The sequence below is a fragment of the Vibrio sp. 10N.261.51.A3 genome, from assembly GCF_041471965.1.
Classification (GTDB): Bacteria; Pseudomonadota; Gammaproteobacteria; order Enterobacterales; family Vibrionaceae; genus Vibrio; species Vibrio crassostreae_C.
In genome coordinates this window covers 34,617-48,988 of the sequence record NZ_JBFRPK010000087.1, presented here as the reverse complement: position 1 = coordinate 48,988, position 14,372 = coordinate 34,617, and the positions used below count along the sequence as shown (strand labels likewise).

The 14,372-nt window shown below is 42.9% G+C and carries 12 protein-coding genes; 8 read left to right on the top strand and 4 right to left on the bottom strand.

What is annotated here, in order from left to right; all coding sequences use genetic code 11:
• From AB4371_RS19450 to AB4371_RS19425, 6 genes are all read left to right on the top strand, one after another.
• Positions 1-1,455 (top strand): bifunctional aspartate transaminase/aspartate 4-decarboxylase (locus tag AB4371_RS19450; RefSeq protein ID WP_372150523.1); only part of this gene is annotated, 1,455 nt, incomplete at its 5' end.
• A gap of 206 nt (positions 1,456-1,661) precedes the next feature.
• Positions 1,662-2,519, top strand: coding sequence for a pyridoxal kinase PdxY (gene pdxY / locus AB4371_RS19445; protein WP_017060057.1), 858 nt, complete (start codon positions 1,662-1,664; stop codon positions 2,517-2,519).
• Between the two features lie 213 nt (positions 2,520-2,732).
• Positions 2,733-3,905, top strand: a complete 1,173-nt coding sequence (locus AB4371_RS19440; RefSeq protein WP_017060058.1) for a patatin-like phospholipase family protein — start codon at positions 2,733-2,735, stop codon at positions 3,903-3,905.
• 17 nt (positions 3,906-3,922) lie between these two features.
• Complete coding sequence (locus tag AB4371_RS19435; protein WP_102394485.1) at positions 3,923-4,348, top strand: hypothetical protein; 426 nt, start codon at positions 3,923-3,925, stop codon at positions 4,346-4,348.
• 158 nt (positions 4,349-4,506) lie between these two features.
• Positions 4,507-5,412 (top strand): LysR family transcriptional regulator, encoded by a 906-nt coding sequence (locus AB4371_RS19430; RefSeq protein WP_102394484.1) that lies wholly within the window; start codon positions 4,507-4,509, stop codon positions 5,410-5,412.
• Between the two features lie 261 nt (positions 5,413-5,673).
• On the top strand, positions 5,674-6,825 hold the full coding sequence (locus AB4371_RS19425) for a BamA/TamA family outer membrane protein (RefSeq protein WP_372150522.1): 1,152 nt from the start codon (positions 5,674-5,676) through the stop codon (positions 6,823-6,825).
• An 83-nt stretch (positions 6,826-6,908) separates the two neighbouring features.
• On the opposite strand, the gene AB4371_RS19420 is transcribed toward AB4371_RS19425, so the two are convergent.
• The 3 genes from AB4371_RS19420 to AB4371_RS19410 form a co-directional block, all read right to left on the bottom strand.
• Positions 6,909-7,466 carry a PhnA domain-containing protein gene (locus AB4371_RS19420; protein ID WP_372150521.1) on the bottom strand — a complete coding sequence of 186 codons (558 nt, stop codon included), beginning with the start codon at positions 7,464-7,466 and terminating at the stop codon, positions 6,909-6,911.
• Positions 7,467-7,694: 228 nt separating this feature from the next.
• Positions 7,695-10,115 (bottom strand): VolA/Pla-1 family phospholipase, encoded by a 2,421-nt coding sequence (locus tag AB4371_RS19415; RefSeq protein ID WP_372150520.1) that lies wholly within the window; start codon positions 10,113-10,115, stop codon positions 7,695-7,697.
• A gap of 14 nt (positions 10,116-10,129) precedes the next feature.
• Positions 10,130-11,377, bottom strand: a complete 1,248-nt coding sequence (locus tag AB4371_RS19410) for a porin (protein WP_136974605.1) — start codon at positions 11,375-11,377, stop codon at positions 10,130-10,132.
• A 358-nt stretch (positions 11,378-11,735) separates the two neighbouring features.
• On the opposite strand from AB4371_RS19410, the gene AB4371_RS19405 reads away from it, so the two are divergent.
• The gene (locus AB4371_RS19405; RefSeq protein WP_017060065.1) at positions 11,736-12,818 is read left to right on the top strand and encodes a site-2 protease family protein; all 1,083 of its coding nucleotides are present in this window, start codon (positions 11,736-11,738) and stop codon (positions 12,816-12,818) included.
• A gap of 137 nt (positions 12,819-12,955) precedes the next feature.
• Here the strand turns inward: AB4371_RS19405 and AB4371_RS19400 are convergent, their stop codons facing one another.
• Positions 12,956-13,744 (bottom strand): M48 family metallopeptidase, encoded by a 789-nt coding sequence (locus AB4371_RS19400; RefSeq protein ID WP_136978581.1) that lies wholly within the window; start codon positions 13,742-13,744, stop codon positions 12,956-12,958.
• A gap of 139 nt (positions 13,745-13,883) precedes the next feature.
• Between AB4371_RS19400 and AB4371_RS19395 the strand changes: the two genes are divergently transcribed.
• A complete protein-coding gene (locus AB4371_RS19395; protein WP_017060067.1) occupies positions 13,884-14,309 on the top strand; it encodes a hotdog fold thioesterase in 426 nt (141 codons plus the stop codon).
• The last annotated feature ends 63 nt before the right edge of the window (positions 14,310-14,372 follow it).

The window sequence follows — 14,372 nt, the reverse complement described above, 5'->3', positions numbered from 1 at the left end:
GCAACGCTACCTCGTAAAGCCTTCATCCGTCTTGGTGAGTTTGCGGTAGCAGAAGCAGAGCGTAACTACGCTTACCTAGGTGGTGATTTCGGTGGTATCCCTGATGGTGTTGGCATCGTTGAGCGTTTCGACACGTTCGCAAGCCAATATGCAGCAGACAAAGGCGTTGACTTCCTACGTCGTGCACTAAGCTACGCAAAAGACCGTCTAGGTATCGAAAAACAAGCGTTCCTAAACGAGCTAGTACTGGCTTACCTTGCGTGTAACTACCCAGTACCACCACGTATGCTAGTGAACATCGAGAAAGTGGTTAAACAATACATCGCAGAAGAGATGTACGGCCCAATGCCAATGACGACTAACTTTGACTTGTTCGCAACAGAAGGCGGCACAGCGTCAATGACGTACACGTTCGCAACCATGTTCAACAATGGTCTATTGAAAAAAGGTGACAAAGTTGCGCTAATCACGCCAATCTTTACCCCTTACCTAGAAATCCCAGAGCTAGCAGAGTATGAGCTGGAAATCGTTGAGCTACGCCTTGATGAGACGACTTGGCAGCTACCAATGTCTGAAATTGAAAAACTTGCAGATACAGACATCAAACTGCTTTGCGTCGTTAACCCTGCTAATCCAGCATCAGTGAAATTCTCTGACGAGACTCTAGAGAACCTAACAAACTTTGTGAATGAGCAACGCAGTGACCTATTCATCATCACAGATGACGTGTACGGCACATTCGCAGATGAGTTCGTTTCTCTGTTCGCAAAACTACCGTATAACACACTATGTGTTTACTCATTCTCTAAATACTTCGGTGCAACAGGCTGGCGTCTAGGCACTATCGGTATTCACGATGAGAACGTGTTCGACGATACACTTCGCTCATTCAGTGAAGCGACACAGTGCCAATTGGACGACCGTTACAAAACGCTAACTCCAGAGCCACGTGACATCAAATTCATCGACCGTATCGTTGCTGATAGCCGCAGCGTAGCATTGAACCATACTGCAGGTCTGTCTCTACCACAACAAGTACAAATGGCGATGTTTGCATTAACTTGTCTAATGGACTCAGAAGGTCGCTACAAAGCCGCTTGTAAACGCATCATCCGTGAGCGCTACACAACGCTTTACAAAAACATGGGTGTAGCAATCGAAGAGAACAAAGACCGTGTGGATTACTACACACTACTAGAGCTAGACACGCTAGGTGGCAAACTTTACGGTCAAGAGTTTGTCGACTGGTTCAAAGCTAACGAGAAAGGTAAAGACTTCCTATTCCGTCTTGCTCACGAAACCGGCGTAATCTTACTACCTGGTAAAGGTTTCGACACAGTACACGCATCAGTACGTGTATCACTAGCGAACCTTACTCACCACGAGTACGAGCTAATAGGCCGTGCAACACGCACTGTATTGGATGAGTACTTTGCTGAGTTTCAAGACGCATAAGTTCAAGTCTGGCTTAGAATCAAATACATGATTTAAAGCCGATGACGTCCAACTCATTAAGAATAAGCCTCGGCGATGTCGAGGCTATTCCGACCAAATAAGCACAGTGGTTAGATCGATAAAACTTCCTATCTTGATGTTCCGTTGTGTTTATTTAGTCGTCTTATCCAAGTATTCAAATCCATTTCAAACTGAAAGAGCGACGCATGAAAAGCATTATTTCTATTCAATCTCACGTGGTTTACGGGCATGCAGGAAACAGTTCTGCGGTTTTTCCAATCCAAAGAATGGGACTCGATGTGTGGCCAATCCACACTGTTCAGTTCTCTAATCACACTCAATATCAACAAGGTTGGACCGGGCAAACATTCGGCTCAGATGATATTCGAAACTTGATTCGAGGCTTAGACAACATCAACGTACTGAAAGACTGTGGTGCGATCCTATCGGGTTATCAGGGAAGCGCAGACCAATGTAAAGCGGTTGCCGAGTCGGTTAATTTAGTTAAAGAAAAGAACCACAGTGCACTCTATGTTTGTGACCCTGTAATGGGTGACCCAGATAAAGGTTGTATCGTTGAGGATGGCGTTAGAACCGCCATTACTAAACACTTGCTTCCTATTGCCGATGTTATAGTGCCAAACCAATTTGAACTAAGTGAATTGACCGGCATTAAAATCCTCTCCCTTTATGACGCGGTTACAGCATGTAAGAAAGCATTGGAGCTTGGTCCAAAGATGGTGCTCGTGAAGCATCTTCACTCATTACCCGATGACGCGTTCAGTATGATTTTAGCAACGAAAAAGGCATGTTATTTAGCCCAACGACCGAACATTGAATTTGCTCAACAACCGGTTGGTGTCGGTGACCTTATCTCTGGCCTGTTTACCGCAGGGTTAATAAAGAGAATGTCTCCCGTAGCTGCATTCCGACATGCAAATAACGCGGTCTATGGTGTGTTGGAGCTAACTAAAAGCTATGGCACTTGGGAGCTACAAACAATCAATGCACAATATGAATTTGTAGAGCCTACCCACGATTTCAACGTGGTCAAAATCGGGTAGAGCGTTTAACTCCGATAGTGGTGGAGGGTGTACCTATTCGATGGGTCGCATCCTACAAACGAGATTACGAGCTAAAACTAAACCTAGCTATATTACTCCCAGAAAGAGACGGACTTCACTTTATCCCTATTTATTAACTTCTCTGTTTATAGCTGTTCTTTTGATTAAACAGAGTCTCTGAATCATTTTAGAGAACATTAAATGAGCCTAATTATGAACCGTCTAATTTCCTCGGGTTTTACCGTTGCTTTGTCATTACTTGTAGTGGCATGTAGCTCACCCCACACGTTGGATGTACGCGTACACAAAGACAATTACAAAGAAGTGGTTGTAGAAGAAGCGATATCAGTAAAAGAGCCATTGCGTATGTGGGCGAGTGAGAACCCAGACTTCTTATACTCTCCAATCGATCAAACAACGCCAATTAAAGTGTCAGGTGAGCAACTAAATATCTTAGCTTTGTCAGGAGGCGGCGCGAACGGAGCCTTTGGAGCCGGTATTTTGATAGGACTGGAAGAATCTGGCCAATTGAAAGACTACTCAATAGTTACTGGCATCAGTGCAGGAGCGCTAATGGCACCATTTGTATTCATCGGCGGAGATGCATTTCCGAAGATGAAGGAGGTGATGTTAAACATCAATGACAAATCAGTGCTCGGCAAAAAGAACTTTTTAAACACCGTGTTTAAAGATGCTTTTACTGACGGTAAAAACTTGAATCAATTTATCGCTCAGGCGTTCCCTGAACCGATGATCGAGCAAATTGCTGCGCGACACCGCAACGGTAAGCGTTTGTTTATTGGTAGCACACACTTTGATTCTGGAGAGCTTGTCATTTGGAATGTGGGCGCAATTGCAAATAGTGACATGCCAGATAAGTCTGAACTTATATATAAGGTTTTAGCAGCAAGTGCTTCTATTCCTGGAGTCTTCCCACCGCAGTTTATCAATGTGAAGTACGAAGGTAAAAGTTATGAAGAACTTCACGTCGATGGTGGTTTAGCCGCTCAAGTATTTTTCAATCCATCTAACTTCGACTATCAGCAGATCTCAGATGCTCTTGGGTTAGAAAAACCACCACAGCTCGATGTTATTCGAAATGGAGCACTGAAAGCGCCGTACCACTCGCTGAGAGATAAGGGTCTAGATTTAGTAGCAAAGAGCGTATCAAGCCTGACTCTTGCTCAAACACGTGGTGATTTATATCGAATGAAATACATCTGTGAAATCAACAACATTGATATGCAATTTACTTACATCGAGCACGACTTTGGTTACGCCAAACGAACCAAAGACATGTTTGATGAACACTATTTATTAACCATATACGAATATGGTTATCACAAAGCAACTCAGGGCAAACCTTGGGTAACAGAATTACCTTAATTTAGGGATATCGTAAAATGAATAAAACAGTTTTAGCGCTACTTATCATGGCAACGTCTAGCGCTGCCATGGCACAAAATGTGACCTCAATGGAACAGCAAAAAGTCGATAACGACATGCTACAACTGGCCGACGTTCAACAAGAAGCGGCGTTGTTCATGGTTGAAGAAAATTCAGACTACGTGGAGATTGACTACATTGGTCAGTGGGTTGACGTGAACAATTACGTCACACATAAAGAAGCTAAAGAACGCCAGCTTCAAAAGACCACCAAGAAATACATTTACTCGCAAACAGGTGAAACTCTAGAATCCATCGAGCAGCGAATTGCTGAGCATATTCAAGTGGACCAACCTAGATATTTCAGTGTCGATGTTTACCGTAATTACCACGGTGATTCTGGGGACTTTAACTATCTAGCTCGAGTTATCGAATACATTTAAGTTATTCGTTTGACATCAACGATAAAACCTACTAGCTTACGTAGGTTTTTTTGTTTCAAATTGAAGAATTATTTTCACTAATATTATTCTGACAAAGTAGATATTTCGCCAACCTGTGATAATTTAAATACATAACGATTAAAAGTAAGCACAACAAAATGAATTTCAGCATTGAACAACTTCTCGCGTTCGTTACCGTTTATGACCAACTCTCTTTCAGCAAAGCCGCCGTTAAACTCAATAAACACAGAACGACAATCGGGCAGGTTATTACTAACCTTGAAGACCAACTCGCGGTAAGCCTATTTGAAAGGGTTGGGCGCTCTGTAAAGCCGACAGAAGACGGGCATCTTCTTTACCATTACGCTAAACAAACCATTGAACAAGCTCGTACCTTCGATAAGGTAGCATTGAGCCTCTCTTATGGCGGGTTGGAAAACATCACCTTTGCTTATTCTGGTGTGATACCTCATCAAATGCTTTTGGATATTCGAAAGAAACTGCGTCGTGATTTCCCGATGATGCGAGTGAACTTTTTAATCCGAAACAAAAAGGATATTAAGAAGGGCCTTCAAAGTGGCGAGTACCACTTTGGATTAGTCAATGTGCATGACAGCCGGGGTATACACAGCTTTGATGCGACTTTTCTAGGTCACATTGAGTTTTCCCCATTCGTTCAAAAAAATGGTGAGTTCTCATCTTTGGCGCAAGAGGATGTACTTTTAGCGTTAAGAAATTCAAAGCAGTTTATCTTGAGATCGTTTATTGAAGAGGGAATGTCAGAAAAAGTAACCATCAGCTCCGATAACGAAGAAGTCGATCAATTGGCGTTAGTTATTAAAATGGTTGAAGCCGGTTTAGGGTGGGCACTGTTACCAAAAACGTTTGCTCATTCTGAATTTTCCCATTACGACATTGAACCTATACAGTCGTCTGAAATGCACCAAGGATTCAAATTCGGTTTCGCGCTTTGGTGCAATCATTCTAAGCAAGTGAAGGATGTAAAATTATCGGTTTTATCTGTTATACAAGAACATGTTGATCGAGTATTGAGTCAATATTAGCAAAGGAAGAATGTAGGTAACTTATTAATAGAGGCTCATTTATATGAGCCTTTTGCGTTTCTGTCATCTCGAAAGCTCTTTAATTTTGTAGGGCGACATCCTCTATATAGGAGTAGGGCAACACCATTATTTGGCCTATTCTATGCCCGTCGATTAAGGACCCCCTTTATTGGCAATAAGTGTTTAATTTCTATGTTTATTGCAAGGAAGCAAACTTTCGGCCGGGTTTCGTCACCCGGTCTTTTTTATGAGGCAAATTTTATGACTCGCTGCGGCGGCATTGTTCTTCTTTCCTGCTTTTTATTTACAACATCTTCTTTCGCATCGTTTTATGATCCTGTTGATGGTCAATTTGATATGGGGCATCACCTTGCGGAAAACGCATATGGCTTTTTGCCTATCCCAATTTTGATTACCGAGCCTGCGGTGGGGTACGGCGGCGGTGTGGCTGGTTTGTTTTTACATGAGACGGATGAGGAAAAGCGACAAAGAAAGCAAGCTGCTCTTTCTGCCATAGATGGTGGTGCGCAGTTAGTACCCTCAGCAATGTCAGTAGTGGGCGCAGTAGGGACAGAGAACGAAACTTGGTTTGTATTTGGTGGCCATAGACGATCTTGGATGAATGATTCCATTCGTTACACAGGAGGCGGCGGCTTTGGTGTTGCGAATTTGGATTTGTACACATCAATCAACTGGGGCCCCATAGATCATGACCTTAGAATAGGCACGTCAACTTCGGTAGCCGTACTTTCACAAAAGGTGCAGTTCCGGATTGGGCATACGCCTTGGATGTTGGGAATAAAGCAGTTATTAGCTAAGTCTGAGATTGAATTTGATAACATGGTTTTAGACCGAATTTTGGGTAACGAATCGGTTACTTCTGGTGTAGGGTTGGAGGCTGAATATGACACAAGAGATAATTTATTTTATCCAACCAAAGGTTACAAATTGTCTGCAGATTACATGGTGTACGACGATGCGATTGGCAGTGATTACAATTACCGAAATTTGAACATAGATGGCGAAGCCTATATCCCAATTGCCAATAAATGGACGTTAGGCTTGGCTGCAAATTATCAAAGCTTCGAACAGCAAGACCTGTTTGTATCACCCACAGCGAAACCGTACGTGTCGTTACGCGGGGTGTCATCTTATCGGTACCAAGGAGATGAGATTGAAACAATTCAAGGCCAATTGACGTATAGCATCACTCATCGTTGGAAGGTGTCTGGGTTTTACGGTTCAGGGGTTGCAAAGCAAGATAACGGCATAAGCCACGACAGTACCGTCAATGCCGGAGGTGTCGGCTTTCGATACCAAATCGCGAGACGTTACGGTTTGCACCTTGGGATGGATTATGCGCAAAGCCATGAAGAACGCGCTATCTACTTTAACGTAGGCAGTGGTTTCTAGAACAACGGAATAGGTTAAATTTTTCCAAGAAAAAAGGCGCTAATTAGCGCCTTTTCGTTTTCTATCACTTTCTTACAGTAAGATTACTTCTTACGGCAGAACTCAGCGATTACGTACATTGATTGACCGCCGTTTGTTTTACCAGAAACAAGCTTAGGATCGTCACCAACGCTGATACCACGAATAACAGTGCCTTGCTTAATCACTTGGTTAGTACCTTTGATTGGCAGGTCTTTGATTACTGTTACGTCGTCACCTTTCTTAAGTTCAACGCCATTCACATCAAGAGGCTTGTCATCAGCAGACATGCCGATTTGTGCCCAAACTGATGTTTCTTCTTCAAGGTACATCATGTCTAGCGCGTCCTGAGCCCAGCTTTCTGTGTTCAGACGAATAAGTTGACGCCATGCCGTTACTTGAACTGGCGCTTCCTGGCTCCACATGCTGTCAGTCAGACAACGCCAGTGGTTGATATCTTTAGGATCGTCAATCTCACCAAGACATTTATCACATACCATGATGCCGTGATCCACTGTTACGTGGCTGTGTGGCGGCACTGCGTATGCAGTAAGAGAAGAATCAGAACCACATAGTTCACATTTAGATTGGCAGCGTTCTAGCATAGTAGCTTCAGAAGACATAATGGACTCACATTTATTAGGTATTAAATTACGGGGCTATTATCCACTTTATTTACAATAAAGAAAGAGGTCGTACGGTATTCTGTCTTGATTAATTTTAGCTGAGATCAACCATTTGTGTTTTAAAGTTTTATGCAAACGGTCAACTAGGGGACTTGTTCGAACGACAGAGACAAAAATGCCAGCGGTTAGGCTGGCATTTGGTTTAGTGAAAAGCTTAAGTCTTAGTTATTCCAATAAAGCATCCGGTGCTGCTGCATCAAGGCTATCCGACTCTAAGAAATCAGCTACTTGAGCTCTCATTGATAGGGTATGAGTGGCATCAGAAAGGTCTGCTTGCGGTCCGATGATCGTTGAGTGTTTAGCTATTTCGTTATATTGAACAAACACACGATTCCCAGTTGAAGGGCTAGCTTTTGTTGAGTCAGTCAATCCTAACGTCGAATCTAACCCTTCAGAGCCAACAAATGAAGCCGTATATGATAACGGTGCACCATTATCATCATTGCCATTGTTTGGTACCGTTTCATCATTTTGCGACTGGATCAACAACGTTGGATAGCTAGAGCTAATTGATGACTGGTCCTCAGTGTTTGCTATTGAATGTGGATCGACCGTGTCAATAAGGGTTTGAGCGGCGACTTTAAATGCAACTAATTCAGTTTCAATTGCTGCGGCACTAGTTGGATTTTCCTTAGCAAAAGCGGTATAGCAATCGCCATCTTCAATGTCAGCCGCAGTACAAGCTGAAGCCACTGAATCCCGATACGTTGCATTTAACTGTTTAGCTAGATTGTGTTTAATTTCGGGGCCAAAGGTTTCCGATGCGAAGAGTAATTCAGCAATGTGCCCACCTGAATTAGCATATACCGCCGAGCTAAATTTATGTGTACCAGCAATTTCAGATGTAGCTACTGACGTAAATCCAGTAATACCGCCCAATGAGTGGCCCATAAATTTAACGGTTGTGTCTTTTACATCAACTCCGGCTAATGGTGTACCAGTAAAGTCATTCCCCACTTTTTCAAGTGCCATACGAAGACCTATTACATCAAGTGAACTTTGACGGATGTTGTCACGCGCAACGGGCAAAGCGCTTAGATTCAAGTAGTACAGAGCATTATCGTTAGTTGAAATAGCACCTCCGGCAAGTGAACGAGACCCATGAATAGGGTGGTCAATTGCAATGACAGCAAGACCTTCAGCCGTTAAGTTTGCCGCAAACGCATACGCATTCTCTTTTACAGAGGTAATACCGTGTTGGTAGATTACAACCCCGGTTATTGGGTCAGTCACAGGAGTAAACAAAAGCACATCAACAGCTTCAAGTGATTTAATTTGTGGTATTGGTGAATACTGAGTGACAATGCGATCACTATCTAGAGCTGTTCCACTTGCGTCCTTTGTGAGTGTTTTTCCCATTAAAGTCGTGACATCAGCTGCGCTAAGGTTTGTTGGGTCTAATCCTAATTTAACCAACTCTCCACCAACGAAAGAACTTGTAGAGTTATCCGTTAGTGCGCTTTTTATAACCGCTAAACTGTCCAATGCTGATGCAAATGGCGTTGTAGAGAACTTAGTTGGATCGGTTTCCAAGAAATATGGGAGTTGAACAGTACCTTTAGTCACGTTTACCGACGTAGTGCTGATACCAGCGTTAGAGTAAAGGAGATTTATCCCTCCAATCAAAGTGGCATTTTCTGTTGCATCGTCATCGGCAAGATATTTTTTAAAGTCAGCATCTGCAGCGATTGCTGTAGCAAATGGTGTTGTTGATGAGGAATCTAAACTAAGATTGTAAGCGTTTGTCAGATCGATATTATTTGGGTTTGCGCTGCCATTCCAATAAGTCGAAAGTGGGGCCCCAGCATCAATCATTCCGCCAATCAACGATGCTGTAGAGGCAAGAACATCACCAACAGAAGTTGTAGTAAACCAAGCTGAATACACAATCTTTTCCGCATCAATACCAACAGCGGCAGCTATAGCTTCTTGACCTTTAATTAAAGTTTGCGCACTAGCTAAGTCACCGGTTGAATAAGTTTTAGTGGCTGTTTTGAGAGCCGCATAGCTTTGCGATGTACCTACTGGGTTACCATTTACATCTGTAACGTCATCAGTAACAACAAGCAAATATTCAGACTTCTCATCAAAAGGAGTATTAGGTGTAATTGCTAGGTTTGAGCCTACTTTGTAAACTTTGTATTCAGAGCTAGCAACAGGTGTTGGTACTTGAGCCGCTGTGGATGTGTCTGTTAGCTTTTTAGAAAGCTTCAACAATGTCACTCCGGAAGTAACAACTCCAGGAGTATCACCAAAACCGTCGCCTTCAAACTCGATGTAAATTGGCATGCTGGTCGAAAAACCATCGGCATAATTTAATGCTGCTTTTGGGTTAGAAATGCTATCGTCGCCACCTGTTGGGATCGCTAACGTGCCATCTGTAGAGTCAAATAATAGGTTATTGCTTAAAGGAACTGATGCATTACTACCTTGCAAGAGCATTTTTTGAGTTGTCGCTCTTGCCAAAGACGTTTCTAGATAGGCTTCAAGTTGTTGGTTACTTGTTACCGAACTTTCGGTGTTGTCGCCACAACCTGCTAGCAGGATCGCTGAACATAGTAGAGAGATCTTAAAGTTACGTTTCATGATACGATCCTGATTTAGTTAAAAGTGTAGTTAAGCTGAACTGAAGAAAGGTAAGCGGTACCTTCTGCTTCGAAAGTCCTTTCTTGCTGAGCGCCATTTGTCTCAGTGAACTCACCGTCATCACTTACAACAAGTGCGAATCCTGCATCGACAGTCATATTTTCGCTCCAAACATAAGTGAAGCCAGCGCTATACCACATACGATCACTATCAGGAATGCTTAAAGTTGCTTCACCAGCTTGTTCGTCATAAGCGTAACCAGCTCTTAATGTCCACTTACTGTTTAGTTGGTACGTTGCGCCTAGTGAATATCGATTGTTGTCTTCATATTTTTCAGGTTTGTAGAAGCACTGACCTACTACACCGTTGTCAGTACAATCTGGACTTGTTGCTTTTAACTCCTTAAAAGTACTCCAATCAGTTTGTTGCCAACCGTAGTGAATTGCCCATTGTTCGTTAAGTTGGTGAAATGCTGAAAGCTCCAGAATAGAAGGAAGCTCGATTTGAAGACGACCATCAACCTTGGGAGATGTTGCTCTACCTGAATCGTAGCTGGTAAATTCACCGTCATCGAAATCAAGATCAACAGAAGAGCGGTAAGCGATACTAAAGCGATTGTTTTCGTTCAGCTCATACATCGCGCCAACATTCCAACCATAGGCAAATGTTTCACCGGTCATGCCTATAAGTTTGTCAGATGGATTTCCACCAACAAAGTTAGCTAGCTCGCCTTTATGGCGAGTAAGTTCAGCTTCCGCATACACAAGGTTTAAACCTGCACCAACGCTAAATGATTCATTCACGCGATACGCAATATTTGGATTTAGATTTACAGATAAGAGCGACGTATCACCAGCCATATCACCTGCCGAGATGTCATCAGGGTAATCCGTAGCAACACCATAATTGGTGAACATACCGATACCCCAAGCCCATTTTTCGTTGATTGGGCTGATGTAATATGCGGCTGGCACGACTTGTAATGGAGCAACATCTTTTGAATGCTCGTTAGCGTCAACGTCGTAAACGTTAACCTCTGGATCAACGATAGAAACCGCGCCTGAAAATTGGGCTGTATCAAATAGGGTCATTGCGGCGGGGTTTCTCGCTAGTACACTCGCGTTATCAGCTACTGCACCTTCACCTGAAAAGGCACGACCAAGACCTGAGGCAGAATGCTCAGCAACTTGGAAACCAGCCGCAAGTGAGTTACATGCAAATAGTACTGAAAGTGAAACGAGAGAGCGTTGTATTGTTTTCATCCTTGACCCTCCTAGGGCATCGAATTTCGTTATTATGGTTTGAAAACACACTGAGCATTTTTGGTGTTGAAGCTCTAATGTAAATAGCATGTTAAATTCATGTTTTATATAAAGTCAAAGAAAGAGTTGTTATTTTGTGAGGTTATGTTTTAAAGGGGCGGCACTTTAACATCGATAATATAAGTATAATCAATAATTTATTCGTGGTTGGAGGTGTGACCAGAGTGTTTATGCATCGTTGCGGTATAAATAGTGTTCAATAGCTCAATATGTAACAACTTTGTTTCTGTTTACCACCATTCGCTAAATCGGCATAATATCGACACTCGTTAGAAGTCATTAAATTGGAATTTTAAGTTTGGAATTACTCGCGATAGAGTTTCTTGGAAAACCGCTTCGTTTAGAAGGATCAATGGCAGGGTGGCAACAGTTGTATTGGGATAACACTTTGGTATCTCAATTAGATGCGACCACAGACCAAGAAGACGCCCGAAAACACGAATTTACACTACGCGCTGGCGAAGAAACGTTGCAGTGTCACGTTGAATCGACCGTTCAGTGGCAACCGTTTGAGATGACGTATAAAGCGTCGGTGAATGGGCAAACCATTACCGAAGGCAATCGAAACACCAAAGATATTGAACAACAAACTCCTGTTGTCGCTCCTAAACCAGAGAAGCGTTTTAGCTTAATTGGGTTGGTGTCGCTTGGTATGAAAGCGCTTAAAAGCGCCAAGCTAATCAAGGTCGTACTTGCTTCTGCGAGTTTAGCGGCCTATTCATGGTTGTTTTCAATTCAGTTCGCTTTGGCCTTAATCGCCTGTTTAATGTTCCATGAGTACGGTCATATTAGAGCGATGAAATACTTCGGCATGAAAACCAAAGGGATCTATTTGATACCATTTCTTGGTGGCTTGGCGTTATCCGATGAAAAGATTAATACGCGTTGGCAAGATGTGGTTATCTCAATCATGGGGCCATTGTTCGGCCTGATATTGTCGTTAGTATTTATGGTGCTGTATTGGGCGACTGGCGAAATGTTCTTTGCCGGCCTTGCAGTATTTAATGCTCTATTAAACCTGTTCAATCTATTGCCGATTTTGCCTCTCGATGGCGGACATGTTCTTAAAAGTATCAGTTTCTCGATGAACAGTGTGCTTGGCATTGTACTTTGTGTCGCGGCTGCCGTTGCTGGTGTGGTATTGAGTTATCAGTTGAATTTAACCCTGTTTGGTTTCTTATTGATCATGGGCAGTGTTGAAATACTGTTTGAATGGAAAGGACGTCATCACAGTCACTTGTTACCGTTAGACAAATACGGGCAAGTCGTGTCGTTCGTTTGGTATGTAGGTTTAGTGAGCAGTTTGATTGGTGTTATCTGGTATTTTGCATCTACTGGTGATCAGCTATTAAGCCTACCATTACAAATTCTTGGTACTTAACGAGTGAGTTTCTGTTGTTGGAATTATCCAGCTGCTTAGTGCACTTGAACTGTTAGCAAGCAAGAAACTGAAAATGCCCTAACCAATATGGATAGGGCATTTTTGTATTTACACCAGCTAGGCGATTCTTACTTAGATTACGCTTTGCAATTTGGTCTTGGTGAACCTGATTGAGGAAGCGTTTTTATCGTTGCTTGTAGATCTTTAATACGCGTACTGTGGGAAGGGTGCGTAGAAAGCAACTCTGGCGGTTGATTACCCCCTGATGCTTTCGCCATGTTTTGCCACAAGTTGACACTTTGGTTTGGATCGAAACCTGCTTGAGCCATATACTCTAAACCAACAACATCGGCTTCAGACTCTTGAGTTCGCCCATACGGTAGAATAACGCCATATTGAACGCCTAACCCTAACGCGGCCATCGTCATACCTTGATACTGTTTGTATTCTGATGCGCCTAACGCGACGTTAGTAATAGACAAGCTAGTATTAGCGATTTGAGACTGAGACAGGCGCTCATTACTGTGGTCTGCAAGAACGTGTGCCACTTCGTGACCGATAACCGTCGCGAGTTGGTCTTGATTGACTGCGACCTTGAGTAAGCCCGTGTATACACCGATTTTTCCGCCAGGCAGGGCGAATGCATTCACTTGGTCACTATCAAACACAACAACTTCCCATTCACTAAAACCTTGTTTAGGAATATATTGAGTGATGCTGTTCGCTACGCACTGAACATAAGCGTTAGTTTTGGCATCTTTGCTGATGGGTTGTTCTTTTTTCATTTGTTCAAAAGACTGTGCTCCAAGCTGAGACATGTCTTTATCTGAAAAAAGCAGCAATTGGTTTCTGCCTGTCGGAGAAGCGCTACACGCGGTTAGGCCTGCTAGTGTGAGAAGCGAGGCAAACTTCATCCATGACGTCATACAATATCCTCTGTGTATTCAGTTTTTATGCATGTTAACATCAACTTGCGTAATAACTAAGGGCTGAAAGATAACTAACAGCCAGTAATATAGAAAAAGCTATGCACGCGATAACAAGATCAATAATTAAGGAACCCACATGAGTATTTGGAAAAAGCCCGTTGACCTAGATACCTTCAACGCGACCTCAAAAAATACCTTAATTGAACACCTCAACATTGTTTACACCGAAGTAAATGACAACTCTTTGGTGGCAACCATGCCGGTTTGTCACTTTACGCACCAACCACTGGGTATGCTTCATGGCGGCGCATCGGTTGTGCTAGCAGAAACGCTTGGCTCATTGGCTGCAAACTTCTGCGTACCAGAAGGCTATTATTGCGTTGGGCTCGATATCAATGCGAACCACGTAAGGTCAATGCGTGAAGGGCATGTCATTGGTACTGCTGAGCCTATTCACTTGGGCGTCTCTACTCAAGTATGGCAGATCAATATCACTGATGATCGTCAACGCTTAGTTTGTACCAGTCGTTTAACCATTGCCGTTAAGAAACATAAGCGATAATAGAGTAGGCAGTCGTACGCTGATTTTGTCTTTAGAAGAAGTAATCAGTATTTAAAGCAGTAA

Coding starts and splice junctions, on each gene's coding strand:
- pdxY (WP_017060057.1), top strand. CDS start 1,662: ATGAAAAGCATTATTTCTATTCAATCTCACGTGGTTTACGGGCATGCA.
- AB4371_RS19440 (WP_017060058.1), top strand. CDS start 2,733: ATGAACCGTCTAATTTCCTCGGGTTTTACCGTTGCTTTGTCATTACTT.
- AB4371_RS19435 (WP_102394485.1), top strand. CDS start 3,923: ATGAATAAAACAGTTTTAGCGCTACTTATCATGGCAACGTCTAGCGCT.
- AB4371_RS19430 (WP_102394484.1), top strand. CDS start 4,507: ATGAATTTCAGCATTGAACAACTTCTCGCGTTCGTTACCGTTTATGAC.
- AB4371_RS19425 (WP_372150522.1), top strand. CDS start 5,674: ATGACTCGCTGCGGCGGCATTGTTCTTCTTTCCTGCTTTTTATTTACA.
- AB4371_RS19420 (WP_372150521.1), bottom strand. CDS start 7,466: ATGTCTTCTGAAGCTACTATGCTAGAACGCTGCCAATCTAAATGTGAA.
- AB4371_RS19415 (WP_372150520.1), bottom strand. CDS start 10,115: ATGAAACGTAACTTTAAGATCTCTCTACTATGTTCAGCGATCCTGCTA.
- AB4371_RS19410 (WP_136974605.1), bottom strand. CDS start 11,377: ATGAAAACAATACAACGCTCTCTCGTTTCACTTTCAGTACTATTTGCA.
- AB4371_RS19400 (WP_136978581.1), bottom strand. CDS start 13,744: ATGACGTCATGGATGAAGTTTGCCTCGCTTCTCACACTAGCAGGCCTA.
- AB4371_RS19395 (WP_017060067.1), top strand. CDS start 13,884: ATGAGTATTTGGAAAAAGCCCGTTGACCTAGATACCTTCAACGCGACC.